The following is a 19,005-nucleotide window of genomic DNA, read 5'->3' on the forward strand; positions in this document are numbered from 1 at the left end:
TCAGACGGCCGACCAGCCGTTGTCCACCGGCAGCACCGCGCCGCTGATGCTGCTCGCCGCGTCGGAGGCCAGGAAGACGACGGCGGCGGCCAGCTCCTCGGCCCGGGCCACGCGGCCCATGTTGGACATGAAGGTGCCGAGGGTGGTCGGGCCGTGGGGCGCGGAGGCGACGTCGACGGTGATCGAGGTGGCGGTGCCGCCCGGGGCGACGGCGTTGACCCTGATCCCCTTGTCGCGGTACATGACCGCGGTGGACTTGACCAGGCCGACCACGCCGTGCTTGGAGGCGGTGTAGGCGGCCCCGGCGGCGCTGCCGCGCAGGGAGGCCTCCGAGGCGGTGAAGACGACCGATCCGGCTCCCCGCTCGACCATGTGCGGCAGGACGGCGCGGGTGAGCAGGAAGGGCGCGGTCAGGTTCACGCGCAGGAGCCGCTCCCAGACCGCGTCGGTGACGTCGGCGGTGGCGGACATGTCGTCCATAATCCCGGCGTTGTTGACCAGGACGTCGACACCGCCGAGGCGTTCGACGGCCGTGGCGACGACCTCGTCCACGACCTCCTGACGGCTGAGGTCGCCGGTCACGGTCTCGGCGGTGCCCCCGGCCGCGCGGATCTCCTCGGCCGCCTCACGCGCCGTGTCGGCGTTGAGGTCGGCGATCAGGACCCCGGCGCCCTCCTCGGCGAAGCGCAGCGCGCTCGCGCGACCGATGCCGGAGCCGCCTCCGGTGACGATGACGTTCTTGTCCTTCAGGCCCAGGCCGGTCATGGGAAGCCCTCTCGTTGCCGCTGGTGGCGGCCACGGCGGCCGCTGCTGTCACTGTAGGACTTTTTGTCGCTCAGAGACAAATATTGTTCCGCCTGGTCCGGGCGTTAGTAAAGTGGACCCGCCCAGACGCCTCGGACACGGGAGGGGGACGGTCGTGCCGGGAACACCGTCCGCGAAGACGCCCCGCACACCCTCGGGTCGGGGCCGCCCGCCCATGACCGAGCGGCGCAGGGAGATCGTGCGCATGGAGATCGCGCACGCGGCCGTGCGGCTGTTCACCGAGAACGGGGTGTCGGGCACCACGGGCGACGACATCGCGCACGCGCTCGGCATCTCCACCAGGACGCTGTGGCGCTACTTCCCCAGCAAGGAGAGCTGCGTCCGGCCGCTGCTGACGACGAGCCTGGAGCACATGGCCGAACGCCTGCGCGCCTGCCCTCCCGGGGTCCCCCTCCTGGAGTACCTGGAGCGGGAGCGGTTCTTCGACGGCGAGCCGCAGGTCGTGGAGGGACCCGTCGCGGACCTCATCCGGATGACCCGCACCGAACCGGCGCTCATGGCGGTGTGGCTGGAGGTGCACCACGCCGCCGAGTCCGTCTTCGCCCAGATCATCGCCGACCGCACCGGCGAGTCCGCCGACAGCCTGCCCGTCCGCGTCCAGGCGGCCGCCCTCAACTCGGCGCTGCGCCTGGCCGCCGAGGAGCGGGCGCGCCTGGAGGACGACGGGCGCGGCGTTCGCTCGGAGGGCGTGGGGCCGCTGCTGCGCACCGCGCTGACCACCGCGGCCCGCGGCCTGCCCGCCTTCGGGCACGGCGGCGGGGACGAACGCGGGGACGAAGGCGGGGACGCGCCCTCGGACTGAGGGTCTGTGTGCCGATCCCGGCCGCCGCCGCTGTCGGCGCGGGGAGGCGCCCTCTGGCTGGTTCCGTCCCGGGCGCCGTGCGCGACGGCCCGCGACCGGGCCGGGCGGCACGGGGGCTCCGGCCCGGCGGCCGACGGGCCGGGCCGGAGCCGGGTTCAGGCCGGGAGTTCTCCGGCGCGGGTGGAACGGACGGTGAACGCCGTGACCAGACCGACCATCGCCACCCCCATCACCCAGTACGCCGGGGACACCGGGTCGCCCGTCGAGGCGACCAGCTGGGCCGCGATGTAGGGGGCCGTCCCACCGGCGACGATGGTACCGATGTTGAATCCCAGGGCGACTCCGGTGTAGCGCACGGCCCTCGGGAAGAGCTCGGTGAACAGCGGGAACGCCGGAACCTGGAGCGCCGCGTTGAGGACCATGAACACCAGGTACATCAGTCCGACGACCAGCAGCCCCGAGGCCTGCGACATCACGAGGAGGATGGGGTAGGCCAGGAGGACGTACCCGACGCACCCCGCGGTGAGCACCCTCAGGCGTCCGAAGCGGTCGGTGAGCAGGCCCAGGAACGGCATGCACGCGCAGGCCGCGGCGATCACGGCGGCCGAGAGCCAGTACACGTCCTGGGAGTCGTGGCCCAGGTCGTTGATCAGGTACACGTTCATGTACGTCAGCCCGACGTACCCCGTGCCGTTGGTGGCGACGGCCAGGCCGACGACCTTGAGGACGGCGCCCGGGTTGCGCCGCAGCACGTCGGTGAAGGGGCTGCGGGCCACCTCCGCCTTGGTCTCCATCTCCCTGAAGTCGGGGGTGTCCTCCAGCTTCAGCCGCGCCCACAGGCACAGCAGGGTCAGCGGGACGCAGAGCAGGAACGGGATGCGCCATCCCCAGGCCGTCATCTGCTCGGGGGCGAGGAGTCCGACGACCGCGCCGGTCACGGCGGCCGCGACCGCGAAGCCGAGCGTGGAGCCGGTCGGGGTGAACGCGCCGAAGAAGCCGCGCATGCCGGCCGGGGAGGACTCCGCGATGTAGGTGGCCGACCCGCCCACCTCGCCTCCGGCGGAGAAGCCCTCGGCCATGCGCACGACCACCAGCAGGATCGGGGCGATGATCCCGGCCTGCGGGTAGGTGGGCAGCATGCCCATCACGGCGCAGCACACGCCCATGCTGACGACGGTGGAGACCAGCGCGACCTTGCGTCCGGTCCGGTCCCCGAGGCGGCCGAAGAAGATCCCGCCGAGCGGACGCATGAGGTAGCCGGACCCGAACACGGCCAGGGTGGCCAGCACCGAGGTGGCGGGGTTGGAGCTGGGGAAGAACAGCGGGGCGATAACCACGGTCAGGAACCCGTAGACGCTGAACGCGTAGTACTCGATCAGGGTCCCCACCCCACCGGCGACCGCGGCTCGCAGCGCGGTGCGCCGGTCGCGCACTGGCGCGCCGACGGGGGTCGGTGCCGGGGAGCTCCCGGCGCTGTCTGGAGCGGACAAGGCGATGCCTCCTGGTGAGGACGGATCGTGGGCGCCGGTCGGGGCCCGCGGGGAAGGACGCCTCCCCGTGGGCGGGGCGGCGGGGCGGGGCGCCGGTCCGGCGCTCCCGTGTGGCGGTGGGGCGGTCCTGACCCGGCCGGTCAGTCCGCGGCGTGTGTCGAGCGGTGCTCGGACAGGAGCAGGTTCAGGCTTCCCCCCGCCTCGATGACCTTGACCACGCGCTCGGTGAGCGGGTTTCCGGTCAGCTCGGCGTCCCGGTCGGGAAGGCGTACGGACGGGCGCCGCCAGTCGACCTCGACGCGGTCCCACCGGTGAACGGCGCGGCTGATGCCGGGGACGGTCAGCAGCGGCATGCCGTTGTAGGTCTCCCCGCGCCAGAAGCCGGGTGAGAAGGACTCGGCGATCACGGCCGACACGCCCAGGTTGCGCAGCGCGACGAGCGGGGGGTAGTGCGGGTGCCCGTAGCCGAAGTTGCGGCCCCCGACGACGACGTCGCCGGGGCGCACCTCGTCCACGAACGCGGGGTCGTAGTGCCGCATGCACACGCTCCGCAGCACATCGGGGTCGTAGTACTTGATGTTCTCCACGCCGATGATGAGGTCGACGTCGAAGTCGTCCCCGAAGATCCAGGCGACGCGGCCGCTGATGACGTCGGGCGGCGGCAGCGGGCTCATGACCCGGTCACCTCCCGCACGTCGCAGATCCGCCCGGTCACGGCGCTGGCGGCGACGGTGTAGGCGGAGCCCATGTAGATGTTGGCGTCGGTGCTGCCCATGCGCCCGGAGATGTTGAGCACGCCCGTGGACACGCAGTTCTCCCCGGCCTCCAGGGGCTTCTGGTAACCGAAGCAGAAGTCGCAGCTGGACTCGGCCACGGCGGCTCCCGCGTCGCGCAGCACGTCCAGCAGCCCCTCCGCCTCGGCCTGGCGGTGGATCGCGGCCGAGGTCGGGACGACGTTGAGCTGCACGCCGTCGGCGACCCTGCGGCCCCGCAGCACCCCGGCGGCGGCCCGGATGTCCTCCAGCCTCCCGCTGGCGCAGGAGCCGATGAACGCCTTGGTGACGGGGGTGCCCTCCAGCTCCGAGATCCCGAGCGTGTTCTGGCCCCGGGCCGAACCGGGCAGCACGACCTGCGGCTCCAGCCGCGAGAGGTCGATCTCGTGCACACCGGCGTAGACCGCGTCGGGGTCGCTGTACAGCGGCTCGGGAACGGTGTCGGAGACCCTGCGGGCGTAGTCCAGGGAGAGTTCGTCCGGGTTGAAGATCGCCGACACCGCGCCGGTGAACATCGCCATCCCGCACAGGCCCTGCCTGCGGTCGATGCTCATCGAGCGCGCGCCGGGACCGGTGAACTCCATGACCTGGTGGGCGCAGCCGTCGGCGCCGAGCCGGGCGATGATGGTGTGGACGAGGTCGCGGTTGTCCACGCCCTCGGGGAAGGCCCCGGTGAGCTCGAAGCGCACCGACTCCGGCACGTCCAGGAAGATCCGGCCGGTGACCCACGCCTCCAGGAGGTCGCGCCGCACCCCCCATCCGAGCGCCCCGAAGGCCCCCAGGCCGCTGATGTGGCCGTCGAAGTGGATGAGGAACCGGCCGGGGAGGGCGTAACCGAGTTCGGCGGCGACCTGGTGGCCGATCCCCTCGGCCTCGTGCAGGGTGATCCCGTAGAAGTCGCACCAGTCGCGGGTGACCTTGTGGACCTCCGCCTCCTTGGCGCTGCCCCGCGTGAGCATGTGGTCGATGAAGACCAGGTAGCGCTCCGGGTCGGCCAGTTCCGTGATGCCGAAGTCGTCGTGCATCTGCCGGAACATCACGTCGGTGTAGCCGGGGAAGTCGTAGGCGATCATGTGGTCGGGCCGGAACGCGCGGTTGTCGCGGGCGCGGACCGGGGTCCCCCCGGCGGCCCGGCCGAGGATCTTCTCGGTGATGGTCAGGCCCATGCTCACTCGCCCCCCTGTGCGGCGGGCAGGTAGGCCCGCTGCGCGGCCTCGACCTCGGCGAAGCCGATCAGGTCGACGAACTCGTGGTGCTGGAGCGCGTCGGCGCTGACCTGGGCGGGGGGCTCTCCCCCGGCCAGCCTGCCCAGGGCCTGGCGCATGGCGCCCGTCGCCGCCATCAGCACCTGGGTGGGTAGGAGGGCGAGCGCGACACCGACCTCCTCCAGAACCCGGGGGGTGAACTCGCGCTCGGTCCAGGTCGAGGCGGTGAGCGTGGCGACGAGGGGGACCCCGGCCGCCTCCCGGCACTTCGCCCACTCGTCGACGGTGGAGAAGGTCCTGGTGACCGGCATGATCATGTCGGCTCCGGCCCCGACGTAGGCCTGCGCCCGGCGCAGCGCCTCGTCACCCCGGGCGTCGGTGCGCGCGATGACGAGGACGTCCTCGCCGACGGCGTCCTTGACGGCGCGCACCTTCCCGGCCCCCTCGTCGAGCGGGACCAGGGGCACCGGGTCGCCGACGCAGAGGGGGCAGCGCTTGGGCGACTCCTGGTCCTCCATGAAGACGGCGGCGGCACCGGCGTCGCGGAAACGGCGGCCCGCCCGCGCCGCGTTGACCGCGTTGCCGTACCCGGTGTCGATGTCGGCGATCAGCGGGAGGCCGCTCGCCTCGCGGATGCGGCGGGTCGCGTCGAGGTTCTCCGACATCGTGTACAGCTCGGCGTCCGGGTAGCCGAGGGAGGCGGAGACGGCGAAGCCCGAGGCGCACAGGGCCGGGAACCCGGCCTGTTCGGCCAGGCGCGCGGTGAGTCCGTCCCAGACCCCCGGCGCGTAGACCACTCCCGCGTCCATCAGCTCGCGTAGTCGCTGGGATTCCATACCGCCTGCCTTTCGTATAGCGGAACGCGTTTCAAAAGGAGGCTAAAGAGGCGTATGATCCTGTGTCAAGGATCACTTCGGTACGTAACTCAGCCGACACCCGACGGGTCTACGTGCTGGAACGCCAACATACCGACCGGGCGGTCCGTGCGCGAAGGGCCCCGCGTCCAGACCGCACGGAACACGTTTCGCACAGAACGGGAGAGTGAACCGCGATGATCTCCGTGATGCAGGCCGAACCGCTGGGGCTGCACCAGGTCTTCGACCGGGCCGAGACGACCTTCGCCGACCGGGAGGTCGCCGCCGGGGAGCAGGACGGCGTCCGCACGCTGGACTACGCCGAGCTGTTCGCCGGGGCCCGCGGACTCGCGCAGGTCCTGACCGGCCTCGGGCTCCGCCCCGGCGACCGGGTCGCGACCTACGCCTGGAACACCCTGGACCACATGCGCGCCTACGTCGCGATCCCCGGATCGGGCATGGTCATGCACACCGTGAACGTCCGCCTCAGCGCCGACGAGATCGCCTACACGATCGGGCACGCCGGCGACCGCGCGGTGCTCGTGGACGGGTCCCTGTGGGAGGCCTGGTCCGCCGTCGACCTCCCCGACACCGTCGAGCACGTCCTCGTCATGGGCGAGGCACCCGAACTCCCCGCCGCCCAGGGCGGAGCGCGGGTGCGCCGACTGGAACTCCCCGCGGCCCCCGAACCGCGCGGCTGGTGGCGTCCCCGGGACGAGAACGAGGCGGCGGGCGTGTGCTACACGTCGGGCACCACCGGCCGCCCCAAGGCGGTGGTCTACAGCCACCGGTCGGTCTACCTGCACGCGCTCACCCTGTGCACGACCGACGCGTTCGCCATCGGCCACCACGACGTGGTCCTGCCGGTCGTGCCGATGTTCCACGCCAACTCGTGGAACCTGCCCTACGCGGCCCTGGTGTCGGGCGCAGGCCTGGCCCTTCCCGGCCGCCACCTGGACCCGCTCAGCCTCGCCGGATTCGTGCGCGACACCCGGGCGACGTTCGCCGCCGGTGTGCCCACCGTGTGGTCCTCCCTGGTCCGGGCGGTGGAGGAGGGCCGGGTGCCCGCCGACGCGCTGGCGACCCTGGACCGGGTCGTCATCGGCGGCTCCTCCGCGTCCGAGAGCCTGCTCGACGCGCTCAACGGCCTCGGAATCCGCCCCGTCCACGCGTGGGGCATGACCGAGTGCTCACCGGTCGGGCTGGTCGCCGTGGAACCGTGCGCCGCCGACGAGGAGGCGCGTGCGGCGGCCCGCCGCACGCAGGGCCGCCCCCTGCCCGGCCTGGCGGTCCGGTCGAGGGCCGCCGGAGGGGATGTCCCCCGGGACGGCTCCTCCGTGGGGGAGCTGGAGATCAGCGGCCCCTTCGTCGTGGACCGCTACCACGCCCCCGAGCAGGACGACGGCGCCTCCTTCGACTCCTCCCCCGACGGGCGCCGCTGGCTGCGCACCGGGGACATGGTCACCGTCGACGCGCGGGGGTACGTGACCCTGGTCGACCGCGCCAAGGACATGGTCAAGTCCGGCGGGGAGTGGATCTCCTCGGTGGACCTGGAGAACAGGCTGTGCGCCCACCCGCGGGTGCGGGAGGCGGCCGTCATCGCGGTCCCCGATCCCACCTGGGGAGAGCGGCCCGTCGCGGTCCTGTCCAGCACGGACGGCGGGGAGATCCCCCCGGACGAGCTGCGGGGCTTCCTGGGGCAGGGGTTCGCACGCTGGCAGCTCCCCGACCGGTTCGTGACGGTGGAGGAGGTCCCCAAGACCAGCGTGGGCAAGTTCGACAAGAAGAGGATGCGCTCGGTGTACGGCCGTGAGAGCTGAGGCGGACGGCGGGGCCGCGCCCACCGGAGCCGGGTCCACGGCGTCGGTCGGGCCGCGGTCCGGCCGCTACCCTGACACCGACGGCCGAACGTGCGAGGAGGTCCCCTTCGGTGGCGACGATCGACGGTGAACCGGCCGTTGGACCCAAGGGCGTGGTCAACTCGGTGCTCCGCGCCTGTCGGCTCCTGGAGTGCTTCACCCACGAGCGGCACGCGCTCACCCTGGGTGAGCTGGCCGAGGAGACCGGGCTGAACAAGACCACGGTGCACCGGCTGCTGGCCACGCTGGTCCAGGTCGGCTGGGTCAGTCAGCGCGCGGACGGCGCCTACAAGGTCAACATGCGGCTGTTCGCCGTGGGGTCGACCGCGCTCGCCGAGCTCAACCTGCGCGACGAGGCCGCTCCCCTGCTGCGCGGCCTGGCCGCGCGCTCGGGCCACACGGCCTACCTGATGGTGCCCTCGGAGGACGGCGCGGTCTGCATCGACCTGGTCGAGGGCTCGGGGCCGCTGACGATCAAGAAGATCACCGTCGGCAGCGTGCTGCCCTTCCACGCCGCGGCGGGGCCGATGACGATGCTGGCCTTCTCCAGCGAGCTGCGGGAACGGTGGCTGTCCGGACCGTTGCGGAGCTTCACCGCGCACACCCTGACCGACGGGCACTCCCTGCGCACGCACCTGGAACGGATCGCGTCCGAGGGCTACACGGTCAGCGACGAGGACTTCCTGGACGACGTGGGCGCCGTGGCGGCCCCCGTCTTCGACTCCTCGGGAGGGCTCGCCGCCACGGTGAGTCTGGGCGGACCCGCGACGCACTTCCGGGGATCCGGCCTGGTCGGCCTCATCGCGGCCGTCCGGGAGGCGGCGGCCGAACTGTCGGTCCAGTTGGGCGCCCGGGCCCGGACCGGTCCGCCGGAGGCCGGACCCGCCGTCCGGTGAGCGCGGGGGCGGAACCGAACGCCGCCTCCCGCCGAGGAAGGTCCTCCCGCCGGGGCCGCCTCCGATCGGCGTCTCCTCCCGCGCCGGGACTTCCGCCCCCTACTCCGGGAAGACGGCGTCGGGGACCTCCACCCGCGCCCAGTCGATGTCCGCGCCCAGGTGGAAGGACGGGTACGCGGGCTGGTTGTAGCCGGTCTGCTGCCGGGCCACGTCCACCCGGTACTGCGGGTCGTGCATGAGGGTGTGCAACCGGTGTCCGGTCACCTCGGTGCTGGTGAGGATGCGCAGCGCTCCGCTGTCGCGCGTGCGCAGGACCAGCTCCTCGCGCCAGTCGCCGAGCACGTCCGTGACCAGGGCGGGGTTGCCCTTCGTCCCGTTGTTGGTGAGCGTGCCCTCGGCGGTGAGCAGGGTGCCGCGCCGCCAGTCCTCGATCCTCGGGTCCTCGGTACCCTCGACGATCTGCGTGGTCATGTCGGCGGACCAGCGGATGCTCATGTTCGTCCCGGGGGTGCGGTCGCCCAGGAACTCGCCGTCCGCGCTCCACAGGCCCGCCTCGCCCCCGCCTCCGGGCGGCATCGAGGACCACGCCTCCAGGCCGGGGACGTCCGGATCGACGTCGCCGACCATGCCCCGGCCGGTGTCGGTGCCCGTGTACCCGCCGAACAGCACCTCGCCGGTGGCGGCGTCGCGCATCGCGAACCCGTACGGCGCGCTCGCACCGCCCTCGTGCACGGTCCAGACCTCCAGGCCCTCGCGCTCCGGGTCGAGGTCGCCCACGTGCATCGCGTCGCCGTGCCCGAGCTTGGTCGTCCGGCCCTCGATGGCGCTCCCGGGCGGGCCCTCTGCGTGCGAGGAGTACAGCAGCGACCCGCCGTCGTCCAGGGTCGCGGAGCCGTAGACGACCTCCTGGCGCCCGTCGGCGTCCACGTCGGCCACACCGAAGGAGTGGAAGCCCTGACCGGCCAGCGTGCCCGTGTCGGGGTCGGTGCCCCGGCCGCCGTGCGGGGAGGCGTCGAACGGGTTGTCCATCGGCACGTGCCCGCTGTCCGCGATCCAGCGCGTGCTGATGTCCTCGCCGTCGAAGTCGTAGGCGGCCACGGCCGAACGCGTGTAGTAGCCCCGGGCGAACACCGCCGACGGGCGGGTGCCGTCCAGGTAGGCCACGCCGGACAGCAGCCGGTCCACCCGGTTGGCGGGTTCGATGCGCGCCATCGCGTAGTCGCCCCACATCAGGCCGTCGTCGCCCCGGCCCGGTTCGTAGCGGACGGTGTCCAGCTCCGCGCCGGTGTGGCCGTCGAACACCGTCAGGTACTCGGGGCCGTCCACGACGAAGCCCTCGAACTCGCGCAGCTCGTTGCGCGCGCTGCGCGAGGGCGCGTACTCGTCGAGGAAGAAGTCCGCGAGGGCCCCGGCGTCCTCCCCGCTCAGGGGGTAGTCGTAACGGGGTTCCCCGCCGAAGGCCTCCTCCAGGGTGGCGGGCCAGTTCCCGGCCACCACCTCGGGGTGCTCGTGCCAGCCCCGGAACATGGCCACGACGTGCTCGCGGTAGTCCTCGGCGCTCATCCGGTAGTCGTCGCCGTGACCGATCCCGGCCTCGACGTCCTCCTCCGGCAGGGTGATGTACTCCCCGGAAGCCTTTCCGGCCCCGTCGAAGGTCAGCGCCCGGGTGCCCGGGGCGGTCTTGAGCATGATCTCCGAACGGCCGTCGCCGTCGAGGTCGTAGACGACGAACTGCGTGTAGTGCGCGCCCGACCGGATGTTGACGCCCAGGTCGATGCGGTGCAGCAGCTCGCCGTCCAGCGTGTAGGTGTCCACGTACGTCGGGCCGGTGTAGCCCCGCTGCGAGACGTCCTTGGAGTTGGTGGGGTCCCACTTGACGACGAACTCGTACTGCCCGTCGCCGTCCACGTCGCCGACGCTGACGTCGTTGGCGGTGTAGCCGTACTCCTCCCCCGCCGGGGTGGTGCCGCCCTCGGGTTTGCGGAGCGGCAGGTCGTGGTGCCCCTCGGCCCACACGGCGGCCTCGCCCTCGGGGCCGACGCCGGGCCTTCCCCGGGGGACGGGGACCACCCGGTACTCGGAGTCGGCGCTCCCCTCCTCGTCCAGGAAGTTGGTGCTGTCGCGCACGATCGCGACGACCCGGCCGTCCCGGTACACCCGGAACTGCGGGCCCCGCAGCCCGGAGCCGGTGTGCCCGCCGACCTCGGAGGCCAGCAGGCGCCAACTCAGGAAAACGCCTTCCGGTGTGTCGACCGCGACCAGGCCGCGATCCAGCCGTTCGAGCTGGATGCCGGAGCCTCCTCCCGATTCGGCCAGCGCGGTGGAGCTTCCGGCCATCACCAGGGCGCATACGCCCGCGACCAGCGGACTCGTTCTTCGGACGGAACGCGGGGGGATCCCCATGGGCACGCCTCCTTGAACAGCGGGGGGTGACCCACGCTACAAGGCAAGCGCTTTCCGACCAAGGCCCCCACCGAACAGACCGCCGTACCAGGACACAACCCGCGCATGGCCGCATCCGCCTGCACCAGGCCACCACCTGCGACCGGGACGCAACGCCCGTACCGGGACGCCCCCGCCGCGCACCGGTGACACGTCCCGGCAGCACGCGAACGGGCGTGGCGGGCACGCCGGACCTCCCCTTCCGCCCTCCGGCGAAGACGGGTCCGTCCCCTCGACGCGGACCGCCCCCTCACCTCGGGCGGACCCGGCGTGCCGCCGCGGGCCCGGCCGGACCCGTGAGCCCGGCCGGGCGCTCCCTCCCGGCGTGGTCGAAAACCCCTCTACGGGACGAGGATCGCGCGGCCCCGGATACGCCCGGCGTCGAGGTCGTCCAGCGCGTCCTGGAAGCGGTCGAGCGGGTACTTGCTGGTGTGCAGCCGCACGTGTCCCCGCGCCGCCAGCACCATCAGCTCGCACAGGTCGTTGTAGGAGCCGACGAGGTTGCCGACGAAGTTGATCTCCGCCGAGATGACGTCGATCGTCGGCACGTCGATGTTCTCGCCGTACCCGACGACGTGGTAGTCCCCGGCGCGGCGCAGGAACCGCACCCCGTCCGAGGTCGCCCCGCCCTCGCCCACGAAGTCGATGACGACCTCGGCGCCGTGGCCGCCGGTGAGTTCGAGGACCTGATCGACCTGCGTGCCGTCCGCGACCACCCCGTGGTCGGCGCCGATCGAGGTGGCCAGGGCGACCGCGTCGGCGTTGCGGTCCACCGCGATGATCTCGGCCGCGGTGATCGCCTTGAGCACCTGGATGCCGATGTGCCCGAGGCCCCCGGCGCCGATCACCGCGCAGCGGTCGCCGGGGCGCAGGCGGCGCGCGGCCTTGGCCGCGGCGTGGTAGGCGGTCAGCCCGGCGTCGGCGAGCGCGGCCACGTCGGAGGGTTCGAGGGAGTCGTCGATGCGCACCACGCTGCGCGCGGAGGTCTTGAGGTACTCGGCGTAGCCCCCGGCCGTGTCGATGCCGGGGAAGAGGTTGTTCTCGCAGTGGACGTCGTCACCGGAGCGGCAGGCCCGGCACAGGCCGCAGGTGATCAGCGGGTGCACGATGACCTTGTCGCCCTCGGAGACGTTGGTGACGCCGCTGCCCACGGCGTGCACCCAGCCCGCGTTCTCGTGGCCGATCGTGTAGGGCAGGGTGACGCCGGACTTCTGCGCCCACTGCCCCTCCAGGATGTGGATGTCGGTGCGGCACACTCCGGCGCCGCCGATCCTGACGATGACGTCGAAGGGACCGGTGACCTCCGGGGCGGGCACCTCCTCCATACGCAGGTTCTGGCCGTAGCCGACGACCTGGACTGCCTTCATGACTGCCTCGCTTGAACGGTGAGCGGAAGTGTGTGGGCGGGCGGGGCCTGGTCGGCCTCCGACCCGGGGTAGCGGGTGCGCAGCAGCCCGCGGCAGAAGTGCGAGTTGCCCTCGATGGAGATCCGGGTGGAGCGGGCGAACCTCAGCCGCAGCGGAACCTCCTCACGGGGGAAGGGGTCGCCGTGGTCGTCCACGAGCACGCGCGCGGACGGGTCGTCGTCCAGCCCGAGCGCCGCGCGTCGCCGCAGCAGCGCCCGCCCGGCCCGGTCGTCGGGCAGGTCGGCGAGGGTGAGGTCGTGCAGGTTCTCCTCGGCGAGGCCGGGGTCAGCGCGCAGTAGCAGGGTCAGCGCCCGCTCCATCGCGGCGGCGTGGGCCTTGCGCCGGAAGACCAGGCGCAGCTCCTCCAGGTCCTCGCGGGCCTCGTCCCCGAACGTGCCGCGGTAGCCCGCGTCCGCGGCCAGGCCGCGGTTGATCCTGTCCGAGTCGTGGTGGTCGTCGAGGAGGACCGCGACCTCACGTACGCCGGGCAGGTCGGTGAGCACGTCCTTGGCGTCGGAGGCCATGAGGTAGGCGAAGTTGGGCGCACAGAACGAGGTGGGCAGCCGCAGGTGGACGGTGAGCGCGCCGCCGTCGGCCCTGACCGAGCGGACGAAGCCGAGGTCGGTGACGGGCTCGTCCAGCTCGGGGTCGTACACCGCGTCCAGCGCCCGCAGCGCCGCCCGCTCCAGCTCCGCGTCCTCCGGAGTCCCGGGTTCGGGGGCCGTGTGCGCGGTCTCCGTGCGTTCCGGGGCCGGGCGCTCCAGTCCGGCGTGTCCGGGCGGGCGCATGTCAGACCACCGCCTTGGCGTTGGCCCCGGCACCGGTGTCGGCGGCCAGGCCCAGCCCCTCGGGTACCTCGATGCCGTACATCGCGGCCGCGTTGAGACCGAGGATCTTCTTCTTCTGGTCCACGGTGACCGGCGCGTACTCGGTCATGTCCTCGGGGATCTGGAAGTCCACGAACTTCTCGACCAGCCAGCGCGGGGTCCACAGGGCGTAGTCGCTGGAGAACTGGATGCGGTCCTCGTCCAGCCAGTACAGCAGCTCGCCGAGGATCTGCGCGAAGTAGCGCGGCCGCGTGTGGATGAAGGGGATCGCCACGGCCAGGCCCGCGTGCACGTTGGGCTCCTGGGTCGCGATCCAGCAGAAGTCCTCCAGGCGGGGCAGCCCGCAGTGCTCCACCACGAAGTTGAGGTCGGGGAAGTCGGTCGCCGCGTGGTCCACGTCGGCCACGTCGAAGGCGTCGCGGTCCAGCGGCCGGATCGTGGGCCCCTTGTGGACGTGGATGTTGCGGATGCCGAGCTCCTGGCAGGTCTCCAGGTAGCGGTAGGTCCACGGGTCGTCCAGCTTGTACCCGCGCGAGCCCTCCTTCCACTCGGCGGTGTAGAGCTTGACCCCCTGGAGCCCGAACCGCTCGGCGTCGCGGCGCAGCCACTCCAGCCCCTCCTCCTCGAAGCGCGGGTCCCAGCAGTGGTTGTAGGTGAGCTTGTCGGGGTGGGCCTGGGTGAGCGCGAAGGCCTCCTCGGCCTGCCCGAACCCGTTGCGGTAGAAGGCCCCCAGGTGGGCGGGCTGGAAGATGGCGTGGTCGACGTAGCCGTCGGTGAACAGGTCGCGCATCAGGCGCTCGCCGCCGTAGTAGAGGAAGTCCTCGTACGGCCACAGCTCCGACTCCGGGCCGAGATTGCGGTGGTAGTCGTAGAAGCAGTCGATGAACTGCTTACCGTGGATGTTGAGCTGGTTCTCGGGACGCGCGTCCCACAGGGCGACGTGCGCGTCCACGACGAAGTAGTTCTCGCCGTCCTTGCTGTACATGCTTCCTCCCACGAGGCCGGGTCGAATCGGCCGTTTCGCTGGAAGACTAGGGAGACGTACGTAACTACGGCCTGTGTCGCGTGTCTCAGTTTGAGACAGCCGCTCCGAAGCCTCCGGGACACGGACGAGTAACCTGGCCGTCACGCGGCCCGGGTGGGCGTACCGACCGTCCGCCCAGGTCGCGGCCAGAGAACCCCTGGAGGCCGACGTGCACGACCGGACGTGTTCACCGCCCAGACACGCACCCGCCGACACCGCCGGACGGACACCGGCGAAAGCCCCCCGGCTGCGCGCCTCGTGGCGGCGCAGCGAGCACTACGGCGTCTCCGCCGAACGGGTGGAGCCCGCCTTCACCGGTTCCGTGGACACCGGGTCGCTGTTCTACGAGTGCGGCAACGAGGTCCTGCGGGGCATCCAGCGCACCATCGCCAACGAGCCGGTGAGCCTGATGATCACCGACAGCGAGGGGTTGGTGCTGAGCAGGCTCGCCAACGACACGGCGATCCTGCACTCGCTGGACCGGGTCCACCTCGCCCCCGGGTTCTCCTATGCCGAACGCGACGCGGGCACCAACGGCCTCGGGCTGGCCCTGGCCAACCGCGCGCCGTCGCTGGTCAGGGCGGAGGAGCACTACTGCACGGGGCTGCGCGGGTACACCTGCGCCGCCGCTCCGGTCCTGGACCCGTCCGATGGCACGCTGGTCGGCAGCGTCAACCTGACCACCTGGTCGGAGTCCTCCTCGGCCCTGCTGCTGGCGCTGGCCCTGGCCGACCGCGCGCCGTCGCTGGTCAGGGCGGAGGAGCACTACTGCACGGGGCTGCGCGGGTACACCTGCGCCGCCGCTCCGGTCCTGGACCCGTCCGATGGCACGCTGGTCGGCAGCGTCAACCTGACCACCTGGTCGGAGTCCTCCTCGGCCCTGCTGCTGGCGCTGGCCCAGTCCGCCGCGCAGAGCACGTCCGCGCTCATGCTCGCCCGGGGCACGGGGCGCCGGGTCCAGCCCGCGCCCAGGGGCGCGGTGTTCCGCTTCCGCGCCGCCGGCGGCGGACAGGCCGACGCCTGCGCGTCGCGGCTCTGGCGCGGCGCCGTCGCCGGGGCCCGCGAGGCGGTGGGCGGGCGGACGCTGGCGGTCGTGGGAGAGCCCGGTTCGGGCCGGACCTCCCTGGCCTCGCTCGCGCGACGGCAGATCAGCGCCCGGGAGAGGGTGCTCAACGCCCGTCCGCCCGCCCCCGAGGACGTGGACTCCTGGCTCACACTCTGGACCCCCGAGCTGGCCAAGGACGACACGTGCGTGATCGTGTCCGGGGTGGAGGCGCTTCCGGCGTGGGGAGCGAGCGAGCTGGCCCGGCTGCTGGCCGGGGCGCGGCGCGGGGGCGGACGCCCCCAGCCCTTCGTGGTCACGGGACGGAGCTTCGACGCGCTCCCCGAGGCGCTGCGGGAACTGGTCGACGCGGTGGTCGAGGCCCCCGCCCTGCGCCGCCGCCCGGAGGACGTGCTGCCGCTCGCGCGGCACTTCGCGCAGGGGGCCCGGGGGCGGGCGATCGGCTTCACCCCGGCGGCCTCACGTGCGCTCACCGACTACCACTGGCCGGGCAACGTCACCGAGCTGAAGCGGGCGGTGTGCGACGCGGCGCTGCGCGCGGACGTGGTCGACGTCCACCACCTGCCCGCCGAGGTCTTCCGCAGCAACGGCGGGCGCCGCCTCAGCCGTATCCAGGCGGTGGAACGCGACGAGATCGTCCGCTGCCTGACGGCCCCGGGCGCGACCGTCGTCGGGGCCGCCGCCGAGCTGGGGATGGGACGGGCGACCGTCTACCGCAAGATGCGCCAGTACAACATCCGGATGCCCCACCAGCAGGAGTAGGCGGCTGTCCGGCCGTGGTCGCTCCGGCGGGAACCACCGCTGAGTCACGGGTGGGCCGGAACCGCTGGCGGCGGTTCCGGCCCGTGGTGGGAGGGGCCGCCGGTCAGGCCGGTGCGGGGGTGAGGGTTTCGACGGCCAGGGCGGGCGGCATGAACGGGGCGTTGTGCGGCCACAGGGCCAGGAGGAGGGCGTCAGCGTTCGCGGCTTCGAGGAGTCCGGCGGGGGTGACGGCCCAGAAGGATTGCGTGGCCTCGCCGTAGTAGACGATCAGGTGGCGGTGGCGTTTCTGGATCGCGGCGGCTTGTGCGTGCTCGCGGGAGAACTCGGAGCGGTGGCCGCCCAGGCGGGGCAGGCGCTGGGCGCGGCGGATGCGGCAGGAGGGGTGCTCGCACACCGGGCAGACCGGGCCGACGAGCGGGGTGCGGCGCGGGAGCGGCGGGATGGGCCGGGGCATCGGTCGAACATCGTCCGAACGCCGGGGCGAGGGGATAGGGTTCTGCATCAGATCCTCTTTTCTTGCCTATGTCTGGGTTGGTTTCTGGGGGTTCAGGGCCCGGGAGAAGCGTTGGCGCGCTCTCCTGGGCCCGTCTCATGTCGGCGGCATGTCAGAGGTCGGTGTGGGTGTTCCAGCGGCTTCCGGTGAGGTCGTAGGCCAGCGAGAACCACACCGTGCGGTAGTGGGCGTTGCCGTTGTCGCCCCAGGCGGTGGCGAAGGCGTTGACCATGGCCAGGCCCCGGCCCGATTCGGCGTCCAGGTTCAGGCCGTTCTTCTTGGGCTCCAGGTGGGAGTCCCTGTCGCGCAGGCCGCCCCGGTCGCGGCAGGCCAGGTGCAGGCCGGTCCGGTGACGGTGGACGAGGAGGGTGTAGCTGCCGCCGGGTCGGCCGGAGAGGCTGTGGCGGATCGAGTTGTTGGCCAGCTCCGATCCCAGCAGCGTGAAGAGGTAGCGGTAGTCGGTGTCCCGCTCGGCGGCGCAGGTGTCCAGGAACGCCCGGACCAGCGGCATCACGGCCGGGGTTCCGGCGAAGTCGTAGCGGCGCATGCGGTAGTTGGGCCGCTCGGGCTGCCGGGTGAAGTAGTGACGGTGGACCGGTCGGATGAAGCTGGCCAGCGGGACCGTGGCTTCTCCCAGCGCGGGCACGGGCGTCGGGGCGTGGGCTTTCGCGGGCATGACGAACACACTCCTTGGCGTGAGCAGGGGTTTCGTGGTGCCCGTTGGAGGAGTCTCACGGATGCCGTGATGCGCGGAACGGGCAGGGCGTAGCCTGACCGATGTGAACTCTGTGTGATCCATCAGTCACTGGCTACAGTCACATCATGCAGCTCGATAATCGAGCTGTCAACGATAATCGAAAACTCTTGGTCTAGAATCCTGACATGCACAGCCCGATCAGCCCCACGGTGCGCCGCCGACGACTGGCGCGCGAGCTTCGACGGCTACGTGAGTCACAGGGATTGAAGCTGTCTGTGGCCGCGAAGACAGCCGACGTCCCCCAGTCCACCCTCAGCAACATCGAAGGCGCGGACGCACGCCGCATCAAAGCGCGTGACATCGACGCACTCGCCGACCTGTACAAGGCTCCTGACGAGGTCCGCGCAGCCCTTCACGAGCTCGCGAGAGAATCCAAGGAGCAAGGCTGGTGGTCCAGCTACAAGGATGTCTTCGGCGGTAACGCCATACCGGACTTCGAGGCCGAAGCGTCCATGATCCGGACCTACCAGTGCCAGGTCGTTCCCGGCCTGCTGCAAACACCCAGGTACAGCGAGGCTGTCTTCCGAGGCGGGCGCGCTTACTCGGACGATGAGGTCCGGCGCAACGTTGACGCACGGCTACAGCGCCAGCACGTCCTGGGGCGCTACCAGCCGCCACACTTTTGGGCCGTGATCGACGAAGCAGCCCTGAGAAGGCGGCTCGACGACCCACAGATCATGCGAGAGCAGCTACAGCACCTGCTGGACATGGCCACCAGGAAGAACGTGGACATCCAGGTGCTGCCCTTCGACGCGGGCATGCACGCTGGACTGTCCGGGTCCTTCGTCCTCCTGGACTTCCCCAACCCGGCCGATCCCTGCATCGCCTACACCGAGTCCGCGACAGCGAGCCTCTTTGCCCAGGATTCCGATGACGTGCAGCGCTATGTCACGATCTTCTCGCATCTGAACTCAGCAGCGCTACAAGCTTCGCGCACGACCCACTTCGTCCAGCAGATCATGGAGCAGGAGCAACTGACATGACCAGCAGAACCGAGCTGCGGTTCTTCAAGTCCAGTTACAGCAGTGACAGGGTCGAATGTGTCGAGGTCGCGCACATCCCCACGGGCTTCCGGAAGAGCACCCACAGCGGCCGGGCCCAGAACTGCGTCGAGGTAGCCGACCTCCCCTGCGGCGCTGCCGTCCGCGACTCCAAGCACCCCGGCGCCGGACATCTCCCCTTTCCCGCTGCCGAGTGGAGCGGCTTCCTGAGAACCGCCCTCTCTCGCTGATCCCTGGAACCACCCACGCCCGGCCGCCTCCCCCCGAGGACCACGGCCGGGCGTCGCTGTTCCCAGGGAGCAGGCGTCCCGGCCGCCTCGTCCGTCTCCCGCCTCACCCCAGCGAGTTGAGGATGAACAGAAGCAGGGCGGTCAGCGCCACCGAGACCACCAGCGACATGACACAGCCCAGACGGTTGCTGAAGAAGACGAACACGGCACTCCCTCCACTCTCAGCCACTCCCGAAGGGCCGAGCACGGTTACCGGTCCCCTACCCCGCCTGCCCCGACCCAGTACGGGCGTCTCC

General features: G+C 71.7%; 17 protein-coding genes. 6 read left to right on the forward strand and 11 right to left on the reverse strand.

Going from position 1 to position 19,005, the window contains the following annotated elements; genetic code table 11:
- A complete protein-coding gene (locus tag AC0VX6_RS21415) occupies positions 1-765 on the reverse strand; it encodes an SDR family NAD(P)-dependent oxidoreductase (RefSeq protein ID WP_274974365.1) in 765 nt (254 codons plus the stop codon).
- A 214-nt stretch (positions 766-979) separates the two neighbouring features.
- Here AC0VX6_RS21415 and AC0VX6_RS21420 point away from each other — a divergent pair, with 214 nt between their 5' ends.
- On the forward strand, positions 980-1,627 hold the full coding sequence (locus AC0VX6_RS21420) for a TetR/AcrR family transcriptional regulator (protein WP_475465784.1): 648 nt from the start codon (positions 980-982) through the stop codon (positions 1,625-1,627).
- A 155-nt stretch (positions 1,628-1,782) separates the two neighbouring features.
- Here the strand turns inward: AC0VX6_RS21420 and AC0VX6_RS21425 are convergent, their stop codons facing one another.
- The 4 genes from AC0VX6_RS21425 to AC0VX6_RS21440 all read right to left on the reverse strand — a co-directional run bounded on the left by AC0VX6_RS21425 (position 1,783) and on the right by AC0VX6_RS21440 (position 5,931).
- A complete protein-coding gene (locus tag AC0VX6_RS21425; RefSeq protein WP_274974367.1) occupies positions 1,783-3,117 on the reverse strand; it encodes an MFS transporter in 1,335 nt (444 codons plus the stop codon).
- A 140-nt stretch (positions 3,118-3,257) separates the two neighbouring features.
- Positions 3,258-3,791: a LeuD/DmdB family oxidoreductase small subunit gene (locus tag AC0VX6_RS21430; RefSeq protein WP_274974368.1), complete on the reverse strand. Its 534-nt coding sequence runs from the start codon at positions 3,789-3,791 to the stop codon at positions 3,258-3,260.
- A complete protein-coding gene (locus AC0VX6_RS21435; protein WP_274978211.1) occupies positions 3,788-5,056 on the reverse strand; it encodes a 3-isopropylmalate dehydratase large subunit in 1,269 nt (422 codons plus the stop codon). The genes AC0VX6_RS21430 and AC0VX6_RS21435 overlap by 4 nt, the downstream gene beginning before the upstream one ends.
- A 2-nt stretch (positions 5,057-5,058) precedes the next feature.
- Positions 5,059-5,931: an isocitrate lyase/PEP mutase family protein gene (locus AC0VX6_RS21440; protein WP_274974369.1), complete on the reverse strand. Its 873-nt coding sequence runs from the start codon at positions 5,929-5,931 to the stop codon at positions 5,059-5,061.
- Between the two features lie 215 nt (positions 5,932-6,146).
- On the opposite strand from AC0VX6_RS21440, the gene AC0VX6_RS21445 reads away from it, so the two are divergent.
- Positions 6,147-7,769: a long-chain-fatty-acid--CoA ligase gene (locus AC0VX6_RS21445; protein ID WP_475465786.1), complete on the forward strand. Its 1,623-nt coding sequence runs from the start codon at positions 6,147-6,149 to the stop codon at positions 7,767-7,769.
- 110 nt (positions 7,770-7,879) lie between these two features.
- On the forward strand, positions 7,880-8,704 hold the full coding sequence (locus tag AC0VX6_RS21450) for an IclR family transcriptional regulator (RefSeq protein ID WP_475465788.1): 825 nt from the start codon (positions 7,880-7,882) through the stop codon (positions 8,702-8,704).
- 99 nt (positions 8,705-8,803) lie between these two features.
- Here the strand turns inward: AC0VX6_RS21450 and AC0VX6_RS21455 are convergent, their stop codons facing one another.
- From AC0VX6_RS21455 to AC0VX6_RS21470, 4 genes are all read right to left on the reverse strand, one after another.
- Complete coding sequence (locus AC0VX6_RS21455; protein WP_475465790.1) at positions 8,804-11,107, reverse strand: rhamnogalacturonan lyase; 2,304 nt, start codon at positions 11,105-11,107, stop codon at positions 8,804-8,806.
- 380 nt (positions 11,108-11,487) lie between these two features.
- Positions 11,488-12,513 (reverse strand): NAD(P)-dependent alcohol dehydrogenase, encoded by a 1,026-nt coding sequence (locus AC0VX6_RS21460; protein ID WP_475465791.1) that lies wholly within the window; start codon positions 12,511-12,513, stop codon positions 11,488-11,490.
- On the reverse strand, positions 12,510-13,340 hold the full coding sequence (locus AC0VX6_RS21465; RefSeq protein WP_475465793.1) for an iron-sulfur cluster assembly protein: 831 nt from the start codon (positions 13,338-13,340) through the stop codon (positions 12,510-12,512). Before AC0VX6_RS21465 ends, AC0VX6_RS21460 begins: the two co-directional genes overlap by 4 nt.
- Before the next feature lies 1 nt (position 13,341).
- The gene (locus AC0VX6_RS21470) at positions 13,342-14,364 is read right to left on the reverse strand and encodes an amidohydrolase family protein (RefSeq protein ID WP_475465795.1); all 1,023 of its coding nucleotides are present in this window, start codon (positions 14,362-14,364) and stop codon (positions 13,342-13,344) included.
- Positions 14,365-14,572: 208 nt separating this feature from the next.
- On the opposite strand from AC0VX6_RS21470, the gene AC0VX6_RS21475 reads away from it, so the two are divergent.
- Positions 14,573-16,228 (forward strand): AAA-type ATPase lid domain-containing protein, encoded by a 1,656-nt coding sequence (locus AC0VX6_RS21475; protein ID WP_475465797.1) that lies wholly within the window; start codon positions 14,573-14,575, stop codon positions 16,226-16,228.
- Positions 16,229-16,331: 103 nt separating this feature from the next.
- Here AC0VX6_RS21475 and AC0VX6_RS21480 read toward each other — a convergent pair whose 3' ends face one another.
- The gene (locus tag AC0VX6_RS21480; protein WP_358456759.1) at positions 16,332-16,730 is read right to left on the reverse strand and encodes a hypothetical protein; all 399 of its coding nucleotides are present in this window, start codon (positions 16,728-16,730) and stop codon (positions 16,332-16,334) included.
- A gap of 103 nt (positions 16,731-16,833) precedes the next feature.
- The gene (locus AC0VX6_RS21485) at positions 16,834-17,397 is read right to left on the reverse strand and encodes an ATP-binding protein (RefSeq protein ID WP_475465799.1); all 564 of its coding nucleotides are present in this window, start codon (positions 17,395-17,397) and stop codon (positions 16,834-16,836) included.
- 206 nt (positions 17,398-17,603) lie between these two features.
- Here AC0VX6_RS21485 and AC0VX6_RS21490 point away from each other — a divergent pair, with 206 nt between their 5' ends.
- Complete coding sequence (locus AC0VX6_RS21490; protein WP_475465801.1) at positions 17,604-18,461, forward strand: helix-turn-helix domain-containing protein; 858 nt, start codon at positions 17,604-17,606, stop codon at positions 18,459-18,461.
- Positions 18,458-18,709: a DUF397 domain-containing protein gene (locus AC0VX6_RS21495; RefSeq protein ID WP_117198701.1), complete on the forward strand. Its 252-nt coding sequence runs from the start codon at positions 18,458-18,460 to the stop codon at positions 18,707-18,709. The genes AC0VX6_RS21490 and AC0VX6_RS21495 overlap by 4 nt, the downstream gene beginning before the upstream one ends.
- The last annotated feature ends 296 nt before the right edge of the window (positions 18,710-19,005 follow it).

The sequence above is a fragment of the Nocardiopsis sp. iso_25 genome (assembly GCF_056173305.1).